At 62.6% G+C, this 14,710-nt stretch carries 10 protein-coding genes; 4 read left to right on the top strand and 6 right to left on the bottom strand.

The window, feature by feature from the left end; all coding sequences use genetic code 11:
- Window positions 1–39: 39 nt before the first annotated feature.
- The 3 genes from CR103_RS10275 to rarD all read right to left on the bottom strand — a co-directional run bounded on the left by CR103_RS10275 (window position 40) and on the right by rarD (window position 3,384).
- Window positions 40–513 (bottom strand): REP-associated tyrosine transposase, encoded by a 474-nt coding sequence (locus CR103_RS10275; protein WP_099915965.1) that lies wholly within the window; start codon window positions 511–513, stop codon window positions 40–42.
- A 186-nt stretch (window positions 514–699) separates the two neighbouring features.
- On the bottom strand, window positions 700–2,367 hold the full coding sequence (gene ettA, locus CR103_RS10270; protein ID WP_099915896.1) for an energy-dependent translational throttle protein EttA: 1,668 nt from the start codon (window positions 2,365–2,367) through the stop codon (window positions 700–702).
- Between the two features lie 147 nt (window positions 2,368–2,514).
- Window positions 2,515–3,384 (bottom strand): EamA family transporter RarD, encoded by an 870-nt coding sequence (gene rarD / locus CR103_RS10265; RefSeq protein ID WP_099915895.1) that lies wholly within the window; start codon window positions 3,382–3,384, stop codon window positions 2,515–2,517.
- A 261-nt stretch (window positions 3,385–3,645) separates the two neighbouring features.
- On the opposite strand from rarD, the gene CR103_RS10260 reads away from it, so the two are divergent.
- The 3 genes from CR103_RS10260 (at window position 3,646) to CR103_RS10250 (ending at window position 7,141) form a co-directional block, all read left to right on the top strand.
- Window positions 3,646–5,523: a potassium transporter Kup gene (locus CR103_RS10260; protein WP_099915894.1), complete on the top strand. Its 1,878-nt coding sequence runs from the start codon at window positions 3,646–3,648 to the stop codon at window positions 5,521–5,523.
- A gap of 95 nt (window positions 5,524–5,618) precedes the next feature.
- On the top strand, window positions 5,619–6,014 hold the full coding sequence (locus CR103_RS10255) for an FKBP-type peptidyl-prolyl cis-trans isomerase (RefSeq protein WP_099915893.1): 396 nt from the start codon (window positions 5,619–5,621) through the stop codon (window positions 6,012–6,014).
- Window positions 6,015–6,112: 98 nt separating this feature from the next.
- Window positions 6,113–7,141, top strand: a complete 1,029-nt coding sequence (locus CR103_RS10250) for a Fe(3+) ABC transporter substrate-binding protein (protein WP_180279350.1) — start codon at window positions 6,113–6,115, stop codon at window positions 7,139–7,141.
- Window positions 7,142–7,178: 37 nt separating this feature from the next.
- On the opposite strand, the gene CR103_RS10245 is transcribed toward CR103_RS10250, so the two are convergent.
- Complete coding sequence (locus tag CR103_RS10245; protein ID WP_229442989.1) at window positions 7,179–8,819, bottom strand: ABC transporter permease; 1,641 nt, start codon at window positions 8,817–8,819, stop codon at window positions 7,179–7,181.
- 55 nt (window positions 8,820–8,874) lie between these two features.
- On the opposite strand from CR103_RS10245, the gene CR103_RS10240 reads away from it, so the two are divergent.
- Complete coding sequence (locus tag CR103_RS10240; protein ID WP_099915891.1) at window positions 8,875–9,924, top strand: ABC transporter ATP-binding protein; 1,050 nt, start codon at window positions 8,875–8,877, stop codon at window positions 9,922–9,924.
- Between the two features lie 64 nt (window positions 9,925–9,988).
- Here the strand turns inward: CR103_RS10240 and CR103_RS10235 are convergent, their stop codons facing one another.
- Together CR103_RS10235 and CR103_RS10230 are read right to left on the bottom strand one after the other, a co-directional pair.
- The gene (locus CR103_RS10235; protein ID WP_099915890.1) at window positions 9,989–12,088 is read right to left on the bottom strand and encodes a TonB-dependent receptor; all 2,100 of its coding nucleotides are present in this window, start codon (window positions 12,086–12,088) and stop codon (window positions 9,989–9,991) included.
- A gap of 201 nt (window positions 12,089–12,289) precedes the next feature.
- Window positions 12,290–14,707: an ABC transporter permease gene (locus tag CR103_RS10230; protein ID WP_099915889.1), complete on the bottom strand. Its 2,418-nt coding sequence runs from the start codon at window positions 14,705–14,707 to the stop codon at window positions 12,290–12,292.
- Window positions 14,708–14,710 lie beyond the last annotated feature (3 nt).

Below are 14,710 nucleotides of genomic sequence, written 5' to 3'. Positions count from 1 at the left end.
AGAGCCCGCTTGCGGGTTCTTTTTTATGCTCTTTTACAATTAACTATCGCGTTTTGGCAGCAGCCCGGATGCGGCAAAACGGTGCAGCGACGACCATTGCCAGTCGGCCGCCTGGCTGCACAGTCCGTGCCGCAGGGGATTACCGTGGACGTAGTCGACCAGTGCCCGGTATTCGGACTCGCCGGTGATCCGGTGATGCTGGTAGTGGGGCACCCAGATAGCGCTGTCGGGGCCGGCAGCGGCCTTGCGCAGCGCCTTGGAAAACGCGATCTTGACGGCGCGCCAGCGGCTGGCGCAGTTGTGATCGCCCGGCGGCAAGGTCCAGATAGCGTGCGCATGATCGGGCAGCACCACCCACGCATCGACGTGGAAGGGCCGTTTGGCGCGGGCCTGGCGCATCGCTTCGCCAAACGCGGAAAAATGGTCGACGAGCAGCGTGCCGTCGCGGTCGAGCAGCCTGACTGTGAAGAAAAACGTCGCTCCGGGAACACGGTTGTAGCGGTAGTCTGTCATCAAGGTAGTGTGCGTATTGGATATCGACGCCATATCGATTTGCGCAAACGGGCGGGAATTTCATGGTCTTCGCCTACGCCGCCCAGGTGCCCAGCACGATTTTGCAGCCAGCCATGAAAAAAGCTCCCCGCAGGGAGCTTTTTTCATGGCCACGCTAACCGCTGTCTCACGCTGTCTCACGCTGTCTTAAACGGTCAGCGGCTTGTAGCGGATGCGTTTCGGCTTGGCGCCTTCTTCGCCCAGGCGCTTTTTCTTGTCGGCTTCGTATTCCTGATAATTGCCGTCGAAAAAGCTCACTTGCGAGTTGCCTTCGAAGGCCAGGATGTGGGTGGCGATGCGGTCGAGGAACCAGCGATCGTGGGAGATCACCATCACGCTGCCGGCAAATTCGAGCAGCGCATCTTCGAGCGCGCGCAAGGTTTCGACGTCGAGGTCGTTGGACGGCTCGTCGAGCAGCAACACGTTGCCGCCTTGCAGCAGCGTCTTCGCCAGGTGCAGGCGCCCGCGTTCGCCGCCGGACAGGTTGCCGACAATTTTCTGCTGGTCCGAGCCCTTGAAATTGAAGCGGCCCAGGTATGCGCGCGACGGCATGTCGAAGCGGCCGACGGTGAGCATGTCGGCGCCGCCGGCAACGTCGTCGAACACCGTCTTGGTGTTGGCCAGGTCGTCGCGGTTCTGGTCGACGATCGACACACGCGCGGTCTGGCCGATGGCCACTTCGCCGCTGTCGGGCTGCTCTTTGCCGGTGATCATCTTGAACAGGGTCGATTTGCCGGCGCCGTTCGGCCCGATAATGCCGACGATGGCGCCGGCCGGCACGGTAAACGACAGGTTGTCGATCAGCAGGCGGTCGCCAAAGGCTTTCGAAACGTTTTTAAATTCGATCACTTCATTGCCAAGGCGCTCGGCGACCGGAATAAAAATCTCCGACGTCTCGTTGCGCTTCTGGTATTCGTGTTCGGACAGCTCGTTGAAGCGGGCCAGGCGCGCCTTGCTTTTGACTTGCCGGCCCTTCGGGTTCTGGCGTACCCACTCGAGTTCCTTGGCGATGGTCTTCTGGCGCGACGATTCGGTCGCTTCTTCCTGCTTGAGGCGATTGCCTTTTTGCTCGAGCCACGAGCTGTAATTGCCTTTCCACGGGATGCCGTGGCCACGGTCCAGTTCCAGGATCCACTCGGCGGCGTTGTCGAGGAAGTAGCGATCGTGGGTAATACCGACCACGGTGCCCGGAAAGCGCAGCAGGAACTGTTCGAGCCACTCGACCGACTCGGCGTCGAGGTGGTTGGTCGGCTCATCGAGCAGCAGCATGTCCGGCTTTGACAGCAGCAGGCGGCACAGTGCCACGCGGCGCTTCTCGCCACCGGACAGGATGCCGATCTTGGCGTCCCACGGCGGCAGGCGCAGCGCATCGGCGGCCATTTCCAGCTGCAGGTTCAGGTTGCCGCCGTCGGAGGTCGAAATGATCGCCTCCAGCCGCGCCTGCTCGGTGGCGAGGGCGTCGAAATCGGCGTCCTCGTCGCCATAGGCGGCGTAGACGGCTTCGAGCTTGGCTTGCGCCTCGAACACTTCGCCCAGGCCCGACTCGACGATTTCGCGTACCGTCTGCTCGGGATCGAGCTGCGGTTCCTGCGGCAGGTAGCCGATGTTCAGGCCCGGCATCGGCACGGCTTCGCCCTGGATGTCGGTATCGATGCCGGCCATAATTTTGAGCAAAGTCGATTTGCCGGAACCGTTCAGGCCCAGCACGCCGATCTTGGCGCCTGGGAAGAACGACAGCGAAATGTCTTTCAGAATCTGGCGTTTGGGCGGGACGATTTTGCCCACGCGGTTCATGGTATAGACGTAATTGGCCATTGCAGTGTTCTCAGGTGTGACGGAAGGACCACAGCATACCGGAAAACCGGGCCCAGGATACTGTAAAAAAAACCGGGTCAGACCCGTTTTTTAAACGGTAACGACCCGAAATTTCGACAATTTAAACGGGTCTGACCCCAATAATAGTTAGCCGCGGTTGCGCCACAGGCCTTCGGCGGCGTATAGCGCCAGCGCACTCCAGATCAGCAGGAAACCGACCATCCGCTCGGCGCTGAAAGCTTCGTGGAACAGCCAGACGCCCAGCAGGAACTGGATCGTCGGCGAGATGTATTGCAACAGCCCCAGGGCCGACAGCGGGATCGTGCGCGCGCCGGCGGCGAACAGCAGCAGCGGGATCGCGGTGATCGGGCCGGCCGCCACCAGCAGCCAGCGGGTACTGTCGGCGGCGCTGTTGATGAAGCTGTTCTGGCCGTTGAGGCTGAGCCAGATGACGTAGCCGAGGGCCAGCGGAAACAGCACCATGGTTTCGAACGACAGCCCTTCGAGCGCGCCGAGGGCGGCGGTCTTGCGCATTAGCCCGTAGGCGCCGAAGGTGGCGGCCAGGATCAGCGCGATCCACGGCACCGTGCCGGCTTGCCAGGTCAGCCAGGCAACGCCGAGCGCGGCGAGACCGATGGCGGCCCATTGGCCGGCCCGCAGCCGTTCCTTAAGCAACAGGTAGCCGAACATGATGTTGACCAGCGGATTGATGAAGTAGCCGAGGCTCGCTTCGATCACGTGGCCGTTGTTAACGGCCCAGATGTAGACCAGCCAATTGGCGCTGAGCAGGAAGGCGCTGGCGACGAAGCTGGCGATTACGCGCGGCTGGCGCAGTACGGCGGGCAGCCACTTCCACTGGCGTCGCACGCTGAGCACGATGGCCAGGAACAGCAGCGACCAGAGCACCCGGTGCGCCAGAATCTGGCTTGGAGGCACGTCGTGAAGAGCATGAAAATAAATGGGAAACAGCCCCCAGCAGAGGAAGGCCAGGGTTGCATTGATGATGCCGGTGCGCATGGAGGACGATCAAATAATTTCTATGGGACATTATCCTTCAATTGCCGCCTAGCGGTGACCGCGGCAGCCGCGCGGCGACCTGGCGCTGGTCGTTACGCGCGACCAGGCCAGCCGCGATAGGGCAAACTTGCAGCAACCGTTCAATTTGCCGGTGCCCGGCGAGGTGTTAATAAGAGGTGTTGCGTTGAAACGAATTGTTCTTGCAATTTCATTGTCGGTGGCCTATTGTGCAATGCAGAAAAATAATAATACGGTGCAATCTTGACCCCGGAACACAAAAAATCCAGCCTCACGGGGTTGACCTTCGCCGCCGTCGGCATCGTGTACGGCGATATTGGTACCAGCCCGCTCTACACCCTCAAAACCATTTTCGACCCGGAACACGGGCTCGCACTGAACACCTTCAACCTGATCGGTATCGTGTCCCTGATTTTTTGGGGGCTGACGATGATCGTCTCGCTCAAGTACGTCACACTGATGCTGCGCGCCGATAACCGCGGCGAGGGCGGCATCATGGCGCTGATGGCGCTGACGCTCAATTCGGTCACCAGGTCGTCGCGCTGTTACATGCCGCTGCTGATGATCGGCGTGCTCGGCGCCACCATGTTCTACGGCGACAGCGTGATCACTCCCGCCATTTCCGTACTCGGCGCGATCGAAGGCCTGGAAGTGGCCGCGCCCGCGCTGTCGAACTACGTGGTGCCGCTGACGATCATCGTGCTCGTTGCCCTGTATGCGGTGCAAAAGCGCGGCACCGCCGGCATTGGCCGCTGGTTCGGCCCGATCATGCTGGTCTGGTTCTTCGCGCTTGCCGTCATGGGCGTCATCAACATCGTCAAGGCGCCGGTGATACTGGCCGCGCTGAACCCATTGAACGCGTTTGCCTTCATGCTGGAAAACCGCTTCATTGCTTTCGTCGCGTTGGGCGCGGTGGTGCTGGCGTTCACCGGCGCCGAGGCGCTGTACGCCGACATGGGCCACTTCGGCAAGAAGCCGATCCGCGCAGCCTGGTTCCTGATCGTGTTTCCGGCGCTGGCGCTCAATTACCTCGGTCAGGGCGGCCTGTTGATCACCCATCCCGAGGCGATCGCCAATCCGTTCTACCAGCAGCTCGGCAGCTGGAGCATCTACCCGCTGGTGGTGCTGTCGACAATGGCCGCCGTCATCGCCTCGCAGGCGACGATTTCTGGTACCTTCTCGATGACCAAGCAAGCCATCGCGCTCAACCTGCTGCCGCGCATGCGCGTGCTGCATACGTCGGAGAGCGAAATCGGCCAGATCTACATTCCGGCCGTCAACTGGTTGCAGTTGGTCGCGGTATTGATTGCGGTAGTTGGCTTCGGCTCGTCCGACAAGCTGGCCGGCGCCTACGGCATCGCGGTCACCGCCACAATGTTGGCGACGACGATCCTGACCTTCTTCGTGACGCGCTACCGCTGGCACCTGCCGCTGGCGTTGTGCTTCGGCGCTACCGGCTTTTTCATCGTCATGGACATCGCACTGTTCGCGGCCAGCTCGCTCAAACTGTTCCATGGCGGCTGGTTTCCGTTGCTGCTCGGCGCGGTGCTGTTCACCGTGATGCTGACCTGGAAGCGCGGCCGCGAACTGGTGTTCGAGAACCTGCAGAAGCACGCCATTCCGCTCGACGACTTCCTCGCTTCGCTGTTCGTCGCGCCGCCGAGCCGGGTGTACGGCACCGCCATCTTCCTGCGCGGCGAAAGCGACGGCGTGCCGCACGCACTGCTGCACAACCTGTCGCACAACAAGGTGCTGCATGAGCGCGTGGTGTTCCTGACGGTGCACATGCGCGAGGTGCCGTGGGTGCCTTTGACCGAGCAGGCGTCGGTGCAGCAGCTCGGCCACAACTGCTTCCAGCTTAATATCCAGTACGGCTTCAAGGACGAGCCGGACATCCCGAAAGTGATGGCCCAGTGCGCGCAGTACGGCCTGCCGTTCGAGATGATGGAGACGTCGTTCTTCATTGCCCGCCAGACGGTGATTTCGGCGCCCGGCGGCGGCATGGCGCCGTGGCGCGAACACCTGTACGTGGCGATGTCGCGCAACGCGCGCAGCGCCGCCGACTACTACCAGATCCCGACCAACCGGGTCATCGAACTGGGCACGCAAGTCGAGATCTGATACAAACGAATACAACTTTCGGACAGTTTGGCAGGGATGGAACGGCGACATCCCCTGCTAGACTCCGGGCACGCCATTAACCGTCAAGGATCACCATGAAGTTGAAGCTTTCCGTAGTTGCATTCGTCGCCGTACTTGGCATGAGCGCGGCACTGACCGCATGCGGCGGCAGCTCGGGCACCAGTGCCGTCGCTCCCACCGTGGCCGTGGCCGGCACCACCGCCACCGTGAAATACGCCGGTTTCCTGTATAGCGCCAGCGCCGCCGATACCAAGGGCGCGAAGTTCGATGGCGGCCAATTCGACTTTAAGCTGGGCAGCGGTACGGTGATCCCTGGCTTCGACCAGGCCGTGACCGGAATGAGGCCCGGCGAGAAAAAGACCGTCAAGATTGCGAGCAACCTTGCGTATGGCGCGTCGCCGCCGCCAAACTCGATCATTCCGGCGAATGCCGACCTGGTGTTCGACATCGAACTGGTGTCGCTGAAGTAAGTCCGGTTTGCGGACGCGGCAACTGCCGCTTCGCAAGTGAATGATAATTATTTGCATCTGGGCGCAGGTTTTGTTAGGCTGGAATTTTCACCATTTCCATGGATATCATCGTGAACGCCAAAAACCTTGCAGCCTTTGCTTTAGCCTCCCTTGTTACATTACCAGGATTGGCGCAAGAAAAGGTGCTGAACCTGTATTCCGCCCGTCATTACCAGACCGACGAAGCGTTGTACACCGACTTCACCAAGCAGACCGGAATCAAGATCAATCGCATTGAAGCAGGCGAGAACGAGTTGCTCGAGCGTCTTCGCAACGAAGGTGTACACAGTCCGGCCGACGTGTTTCTGACGGTCGACGCTGCCCGCCTGGGCAAGGCCGAGGAGCTCGGTTTGTTCGCGCCAATCACATCACAGTTGTTAATGCAGCGTATTCCCGCCCAGATGCGTACCGACACGTGGTTTTCGTTTTCCAAGCGCGCTCGCGTCATCGTGGCCAACAAGGCCAGCGTGAATCCGGCCGACGTGCAGACGTACGAAGACTTGGCTAATCCAAAACTCAAGGGCAAGCTGTGTGTGCGTTCGGGCTCCCATCCGTATAACTTGTCGCTCGGCGCCGGGTTGCTGGCCCATCTCGGCGAGCAGAAGACCGAGGCGTGGGCCAAGGGCCTGGTCGCGAACTTCGCACGCGCACCGAAGGGTGGCGACACTGACCAGATCAAAGCGGTGGCGGCGGGCGAATGCGGCGTTGCAATTGCTAACTCGTACTACGTTGCGCGCATGCTGCGCTCGGAAAAGCCGGAAGACAAAAAGATCATGGAAGCGGTGACCATCATCTGGCCGAACCAGAAAACGACCGGTGCCCACATCAACATTTCTGGCGGCGGCATGCTTAAAACCGCGCCGAACAAGGAATCGGCGGTGAAGTTCCTGGAATACCTGGCGTCTGACCAGGCGCAAGTGTACTTTGCCGACGGTAACAACGAGTGGCCTGTCGTGGCCGGCGTGAAGACCAACAACCCCGGTCTGCAGGCAATGGGCGATTTCAAGGCGGATACCGTCAAGGTGGGCGCGCTGGCCGCCAAGCAGGCCGAGGTCCAGAAAATCTACGACCGCGCCGGCTGGCGCTGAGCCCAGTCGTTCGCACAACAAGGGTGCGTTTGCGGTTTTAGCGCTCGCGGCGGCTGCGCGCGATCTCGCGGGTCAGGAAAATGAGCGGCAGCACCCCCACCGCGACGATGGCCAGTGCCGCAGTCGAGGCTTCCGTCAGCCGTTCATCCGACGCCAGCGTATACGCCTGGGTGGCAAGCGTATCGAAGTTAAATGGGCGCATCACAAGGGTGGCCGGTAACTCCTTCATCACTTCCACGAACACCAGCAGTCCGGCCGTCAACAGGCTGCCGCGCAGCATCGGCAGGTGGACGCGCCACAGCGTGGTGGCCGCGCCGTGTCCCAGCGACCGGGCGGCGTCGTCCATCGACATGGTGATCTTGCCCAGGTTCGCCTCCACCGTGTGCAGCGAGACGGCCAGAAAGCGCACCAGATAGGCGTACACCAGCGCAGCGATGCCGCCGGTAAGCAGCAGTCCGGGGTTGCGGCCCGTCATGTCCATGATGGCCGAAGCCAGCCAGATATCGACCCGTGTCACCGGCAGCAGGACACCAACAGCGATCACCGTACCCGACAGCGCGTACCCCAGACCGACCAGACGGTTGACGTGGCGCGTCAAACCGCCGCGCGCGGTACGCGCCGCGTAGGCCAGCAGCACTGCGATGGCGACGGCCAGGATCGCCGCCGTTGCTGCGAGCACGAAGCTGTTACGCGAAAGCTCGATGAAGCGTTCGCCGAACTGCGCGTCGCCGCTGGTGATCGCCATATGCAGCAGAACACCGGCGGGCACCAGAAAGCCGCCGCACAGCGGCACGCTGCAGACCAGAATGGCGCCGGCGGCGCGCGGTCCGGTCAGGCGAGTGCCCAAATGGCCGGCGTGACGGCTGCCGCTCACGTCAAAGCGGGCGCGCCCCCGGCTTGCGTGCTCGAGCAGCAGCAGCAGCCCCACAAAACCCAACAGTGCCGCCGCCAGCTGCGACGCGGCCTGACGGTCTCCCAGCGAAAACCAGGCGCGGTAAATGCCGGTGGTAAAGGTCTGGACGCCGAAATACGACACCGCACCGTAGTCCGCCAGCGTTTCCATCAAGGCCAGCGCGGCGCCGGCCGCAATCGCTGGCCGGGCCAGCGGCAGCGCGATGCGGAAGAAGCGCCGCCACGGCCCCAGTCCAAGCGAGCGCCCGACATCGAGCATGCCGGTCGCCCGCTCCAGGAACGCCGAGCGCGCCAGCAGATACACGTACGGATAGAGCACCAGAGTGAAGACCACGACAGCGCCGCCCAGCGTGCGGATGTCGGGGAACCAGTAGCTGCCCGGGGCCAGCGCAAAGGTAGTGCGCAGCCAGGACTGCACCGGCCCGACGAACTGCAGCAGATCGGTGTAGGTGTACGCCATGACGTAGGTGGGCACCGCCAGCGGCAGCACCAGCGACCATTCGAACATGCGCCGTCCCGGGAAGTCGTGCATGGTGACCAGCCACGCCGCCGCCGCGCCGATAGTCACCGTGCCCACGCCCACACCCACGCACAGGTACAAGGTGCTGGCGATATAGGAAGGGAGCACGGTGTCGGCAAGGTGGGCCCAGGTCTGGCTGCCGGCACCAGGGAGCAAGGACGCCGCCACGGTCAGCAGGGGGATGGCAATCAGCGCCGCGGTTACGAGCGCGGCAGCTTGCAAGGTACTGAACGTCAGTTTCGCCACGATGAGCCAATGAAATAAACAATTATAATTGTTCCTTTGTACTATCGGAATCTATATGGCGCTCCTCGAAGTGCAGCAGCTTGCCCACGCTTATGGCAAGCACACGGTGGTGGACGGCTTGTCGCTTCATCTGGCGCCCGGAACGATCGGCTGCCTGCTCGGTCCTTCCGGTTGCGGCAAGACCACGGTACTGCGTTGCATTGCAGGGTTCGAGCGGCCCGATGCGGGGGTGATCCGGGTTGGTGGGGAGCTCGTCAACGGCCCGGGCCAGCATGTGCCGACCGAACGGCGCCGCATCGGCATGGTGTTTCAGAACTATGCGCTGTTTCCGCACTTGAGCGTCGCGGCCAATATCGCCTTCGGCCTCCAGGCCATGCCGTCCGCTGCGCGCAAGAAGCGGGTGGGCGAGTTGCTGGACCTGGTCGGCTTGCCGAGTTCTGCAAGCAAGTATCCGCATGAGTTATCCGGTGGCCAGCAGCAGCGCGTTGCGCTGGCGCGCGCGCTGGCGCCACGGCCGCGCCTGCTGTTGCTCGACGAGCCGTTCTCCAGCCTCGATGTCGATCTGCGCGAGCGCCTGGCCGCCGAAGTGGGGGCGATCCTGCGCGCCGAGGGCACCACGGCGATTTTGGTCACCCACGATCAGCACGAAGCGTTTGCCATGGCCGACGAGGTAGGGGTCATGCAGCACGGCCGCATCCAGCAATGGGACACGCCCTACAATCTGTATCACAGGCCGGATAACCGTTTCGTGGCGGACTTTGTCGGACAGGGCGCCTTCGTTCCCGGTGAAGTACTGGCCGCGGGCGCGATCCGGATCGAACTCGGCGTGCTGCGCCACGCTCAGGCAGGCACCGCCACGCCATGGAAAAGCGGCGACCGGGTCACTGTGCTGCTGCGCCCGGATGACATCGTGCATGACGACGCCAGCGCCGTGACGGCGGAAGTCGTCGCCAAGGCGTTCCGCGGCGCTGAATTTCTTTATACGCTAAGGCTCGATAGCGGGGAGGAGGTGCTGTCGCTGGTGCCCAGTCACCATAACCACGCGCCCGGTGAGCACATCGGGATTCGCCTCGACGTCGACCACGTGGTCGCGTTTCCCCGATAAAAAAACGGCGTCCATGGGACGCCGTTCTTTTTTCACTGTTCCTGTTCTTTTATTAATGCAGCCATCAGAAGCTGGCGAACAGCGACAATTTCACGCTGCGAGGCGCGCCTGGCGTAATGTTGTTGTCGTTGTGGGCCGATGCCCAGTACTTCTTGTTGAACAGATTTTCCACGTTCAGCTGCAGGCGATACTGCTTGCTGAGACGGTAGTACACGGCGCCATCGACCCGGGTGAACGATGGCAGCGCCACCGTGTTGGAAGTCGAGGTGTACAGGCTGTCGCGATAGACCAGGCCCAGGCCCGCGCCCAACTGCTGGTTGATGTTGTAGCGGTTCCACAGCGAGACGGTATGCTTGGGCACCATGGCCAGTTTGGCGCCGGAGCGTATCGTAGCGGACTGGTTGGCAGTCAATTCGGCATCCTGATAAGCATAGCCGCCCATCACGCTCCAGGCCGGGGTCAGCTGGCCCGACAGTTCAAGTTCGACGCCTTTCGTGGTCTGGCCGTCGACCAGTACGCTGGTGCCGGCGAGCGCGCCAGGCACGACGACATTCGAGCGGTCCAGCTTGTAAATCGCCGCGCTGGCCGACAGGACAGGCGTCACATCCCACTTCATGCCGGCTTCGACGTTGTCGAATTTTTCGGGATCGAAAGCGCGGTTGTTGGCGGTCAGCGAGGTCAACTGCTCACCGGCGCGCGGCACATAGGCGCGGCTGAAGCTGGCGTACAGCGACATGGCTTCTATCGGTTTGTAGATCAGGCCGGCACGTGGCGACAGCGGGGTGTCGGTCACCTTGAAGGCGGCGTTGCTGGTGGCCAGGCGGTTGTTGAAGTCGACGCTGAAGCGGTCGTAGCGCAAGCCGGCCACTGCCTGCCATTGCGGCGAAAACACGATCTGATCCTGCACATACACTGACGCTACATTGGCAACGCTGTCGTTGCTGGTGGTGGGGGTAGGGAAGCTGACGCCGCTGGTGTATACGGGATTGGTGGCTGGAACGCTTTTGATGCCTGCAAACACGCCGGCGCGACGGATGTTGTCGGTTTTTTGACGACCGAATTCGACGCCAGCGGCAATCTTGTGGGTCACGCCGCCAGTGGCGAGGGAGAACGTCAGGTCGGTCTGGTTGAAACTGTTGGTGCGTTCGGTGGCGTCGTAATAGGCGCCGACTTCCAGGATGCCCGTCGTGGCGTTGACGGCGCTGTTGGCGTAGACGTTTTGGTAGAATTTGTCGTAGTTGGCGATCCGGGTGCGGTTGCGCAGCACCATGTTATTGCCAAAATCATGCTCGATGTAGGCCGTCACGGCGTTGACGCGCGTGGCGGTCGGGCTCAATGCGGCGTTGCCGAAGAACGTCGACACATCGGTATTGTACGGTCGCCCGTTAAGCGATGGCACGCCGCGATCGGCGATGCGCTCGTCGCGCAGGTGCTCGTAACCTAGGCTGATGCTGGTATTTTTGCCGGCGCGCAGCGTCATCGTCGGGTTGATGCCTTGGCGTTCGAGTTCCACGCCGTTGCGGTAGCTGCCCGATTTCTCGGCCATGGCATTGACGCGCACGGCCATGTCGGTGCTCACTGCGCCGCCCAGGTCCACCGACGCGCGCTTGTGGCCGTAGGATCCGATACTGGCCACTGCCTCGCGCACTGGTTTCCAGTCGGCCTGTTTGCTGACCCGATTGATCACCCCACCCGAACCGCCGCGTCCAAAAATCATGGCGTTGGCGCCCTTGATGGCTTCGACGCTTTCAATGTTGTAGAAGTCGCGGTAGTACTGCACGTCATCGCGCATGCCGTCGATGTAGAAGTCGCTGGTCGAGCTGTTGCCGCGGAAAACCGCGGTATCGCGGTTGCCTTCGCCTTGCGCGGTAACGATGCCGGGCACATAGCGGATGGCGTCGGCGATACTCTGCATGGCCAGATCGTCCATCAGCTGGCGCGTGATCACCGTGACCGCTTGTGGTGTATCGCGCAGCAGCGTGTCGGTCTTCATTGCGCTGACCGAAGCCTTCTCCCTGTACCCGCCTTGCGCGGTGCCGATGATGTGGACTTCCGCCATGACCGGCTGCACGGCTTCCTCGGCAAAGACCGTGCTTGCAGCGAGGGAACTGGCGACGGCGAGCGCCATGATGGTCGGACGGGTGAACACTGAGTAAGTTGTCATGGCGAATTAAGTGTAAATAGAAATGAGAATGATTCTTATTCTATATGCAGTCGCGGGTCATGACAAGTGCCTTAACCACTGAACAACGAAAATGGCCACGGCGGGTCGACGGCGTTAGCCGGCGACGTTCCGCCTTTCAGCCAGTACTTGCCGCCGATGGCCACATCGAGCAAGCCGGGATAAATTAAGTGATAATCACCGTCAATCGCGCAAGACCTGCGCCGGCGCCATGCGCAGCGCGCCGAGCGTGTGGCGCAGGGTCGACAGCATCGTCACCAGCGCTGCCAGCAGCAGCGCCGCCAGCAGCGGCCAGGCGCCGATCGGCGCACGTTCGACAAACCCGGCCAGGTAGCGCGCGTTGACCAGCGCGGCGATCGGCAGCGCGATCGCCGCGCCGAGCCCCAGCAGGCTGGCGAACTCGCCCCCGACCAGCGTCAGGATGGCGCGCTGGCTGGCGCCGTACAGCTTGCGCAGCACGATCTGACGCGCCAACCGCTGCACGCTGTAGGTTGCCAGCACGTAGATGCCGAACGAGGCGATGGCAATCGCCACCAGGCTCGCCAGTCCCAGCAGCTTGGCCAGGCGCAGGTCGTCGGCGTAGTTGGCCGACAGGTAGGCTTGCGCGCGCTCGATCGCGACTACTTGGTCCGGCAACTGGCGATGCAGTACCGTCTCGATGGTGCCTTGCAGCGCGCTAAGGTCGGCGTCGCCGCGAACCAGCAGCACAACAGCGCGCGGCCTGATGCGCCACACCACCGGCCTGACCGCTTCGTGCAGCGACTGAATGCGCATCGGCGGCGAGATGCCGATCACCTGCGCTGGCTGCACATTGTTCGCGACGTTCGCCGTGACGACCTGCCCGACTGCCATCGCCGGATCGGAGAAGCCGAGCGCGCGTGCCGCTGTCGCGTCGATCACCACCTTGTCGACCGTGGTGTCGGTTTCTCGCGTACTGTCGAACAGGCGGCCGGCCGCCGCTTTCACGCCGACGACTTCGAAGAAGTTTGCGCTAATATCGCGCGTCAGCAGGTTTGCGTTGCCGCCCGATTGTGTGGTGTAGGGGATGTGGTTGCCGATGATCGGATCGCTAATGGCATTTTGCGCGATGGCCACGCCCTTCACGCCCTGCAGGTGCGCCAACTGCGCGCGCATGGCCTGCGCCGGTTCGCCGCGCATCGACTGGGGCAGTTCCACCACCAACATGCCGGATGCGTCGAACCCCGGATTGGCGTTGCTGGCGTAGCGCGCCTGCCAGGCGATGGCCAGCGTTACGGCGGTCAGGCAGATGGCAGTGGAGAACTGCGCCACGGTCAGCGTACGCCGCAGCCACAGGCCGCCGCTGGTCTCCGCGCTGCCGCGGCCTGCCAAAGTGCGTTGCGGACGCACGCCCAGCGCCACCCAGGCAGGGTAGATCCCCGCCAGCATTCCGGTGACGACGCCCATCCCTAGTGCCGCCAGCAGGTTGACCGCGCCGAACATGTCCTTGAGTTGGCGGTCGACCAGGTCGGAAAACACCGGCAACAGCAGCCAGGCCAGCAGCAGGCCGAACGCGGTGGCGATCAGCGCTACCAGCATCGATTCGGCGACGAACTGGGCGGCCAGCCGTCCGGCAGGCGCACCGAGCACCTTGCGCACGGCGATCTCGCGCTGGCGCCGCACGGTGCGCACCGTGGCCAGGTTGACGTAGTTGGTGGCGGCGAGCAGCAGGATCACCAGCGCGACGGCGCCCAGGCCGCCGATCACGCGCAGTTCGCCATGCTCGCTGCTACCCGGTACATTGGCGGTATCGTCATCGAAATACATCGATGGCAGGGAGCCGAGGCGGATATCGACAGCCTTCCTTCCAGCCAGTTTGGCCTCCGCCTCTGGGCCAAGTTCCTTTATCAACGGTGAACGGTCGCCGGCGGCCTGCAAGGCCTGTTCCAACGCTGCGGCCGAAGTGCCGGGCTTGAGCTTGACGTAGACCTTGCCGCCGACGCCACCCCAGGCGCCCATCATGGACTTGCGATAGCCGTCCGGCCAGGCCATTGTGCCCTGGCCTGCCAGCGCTTCGTAGAAAATAGTGCTGGAGGGGGGCGGGTCGGGCAGGATCGCGCCAATCCGGAATGCGGCACCGTCGATGGCGACGGTTTGCCCCAGCACGTTGGCGCGGCCGAACAGGCGTTTCGCTGTGCTGCTGATCAGTGCCACGCTGCCGGGCTCCTTCATTACCGCGCTCAGATCTCCTTCAAGCACGTGCACGCCGAACATCGCGCCGAAACCCTCATTGACAGCGACCAACCGAATCGGCAGCACCTGTGCGCCGACCTTCATCGCCACGCTAAGAGGGAACAGCATTGTGGCGTCGGCGACCATCGGACTGCGCTGGGCTTCTTTCAGGTAGGGAAGCGGCGCCAGTTCGAACCATTTGGTGTCACCAGTGATGTTAAAACGGGTCTTGACCAGGTACACCTGCTGCGCATCGGGAACCTGCGCGTCATAGCTGAACGAGTAGCGCACGAAACCGAGCAGCAGGAAGCAGGCGGCGAAGCCGATCGACAGGCCGAGCACGACGACGGCCGAATACAGCGGTTCCTGCACCAGCAGGCGCCAGCCAACGCGAAAATCACGCAGGTTCATGTG

Origin of the sequence: Massilia psychrophila (assembly GCF_002760665.1) — a bacterium.
Lineage (GTDB): Bacteria > Pseudomonadota > Gammaproteobacteria > Burkholderiales > Burkholderiaceae_D > JAFCUW01.
The sequence above is the reverse complement of the archived record's forward strand: the minus strand, read 5'-3'. Positions and strand labels throughout refer to the sequence as shown.

Bases quoted from the DNA above. Each gene is read 5' to 3' on its own strand.
- rarD (WP_099915895.1), bottom strand. From the start codon at position 3,384: ATGCGCACCGGCATCATCAATGCAACCCTGGCCTTCCTCTGCTGGGGG.
- CR103_RS10250 (WP_180279350.1), top strand. From the start codon at position 6,113: ATGGATATCATCGTGAACGCCAAAAACCTTGCAGCCTTTGCTTTAGCC.
- CR103_RS10275 (WP_099915965.1), bottom strand. From the start codon at position 513: ATGACAGACTACCGCTACAACCGTGTTCCCGGAGCGACGTTTTTCTTC.
- CR103_RS10240 (WP_099915891.1), top strand. From the start codon at position 8,875: ATGGCGCTCCTCGAAGTGCAGCAGCTTGCCCACGCTTATGGCAAGCAC.
- CR103_RS10230 (WP_099915889.1), bottom strand. From the start codon at position 14,707: ATGAACCTGCGTGATTTTCGCGTTGGCTGGCGCCTGCTGGTGCAGGAA.
- CR103_RS10255 (WP_099915893.1), top strand. From the start codon at position 5,619: ATGAAGTTGAAGCTTTCCGTAGTTGCATTCGTCGCCGTACTTGGCATG.
- CR103_RS10235 (WP_099915890.1), bottom strand. From the start codon at position 12,088: ATGACAACTTACTCAGTGTTCACCCGTCCGACCATCATGGCGCTCGCC.
- ettA (WP_099915896.1), bottom strand. From the start codon at position 2,367: ATGGCCAATTACGTCTATACCATGAACCGCGTGGGCAAAATCGTCCCG.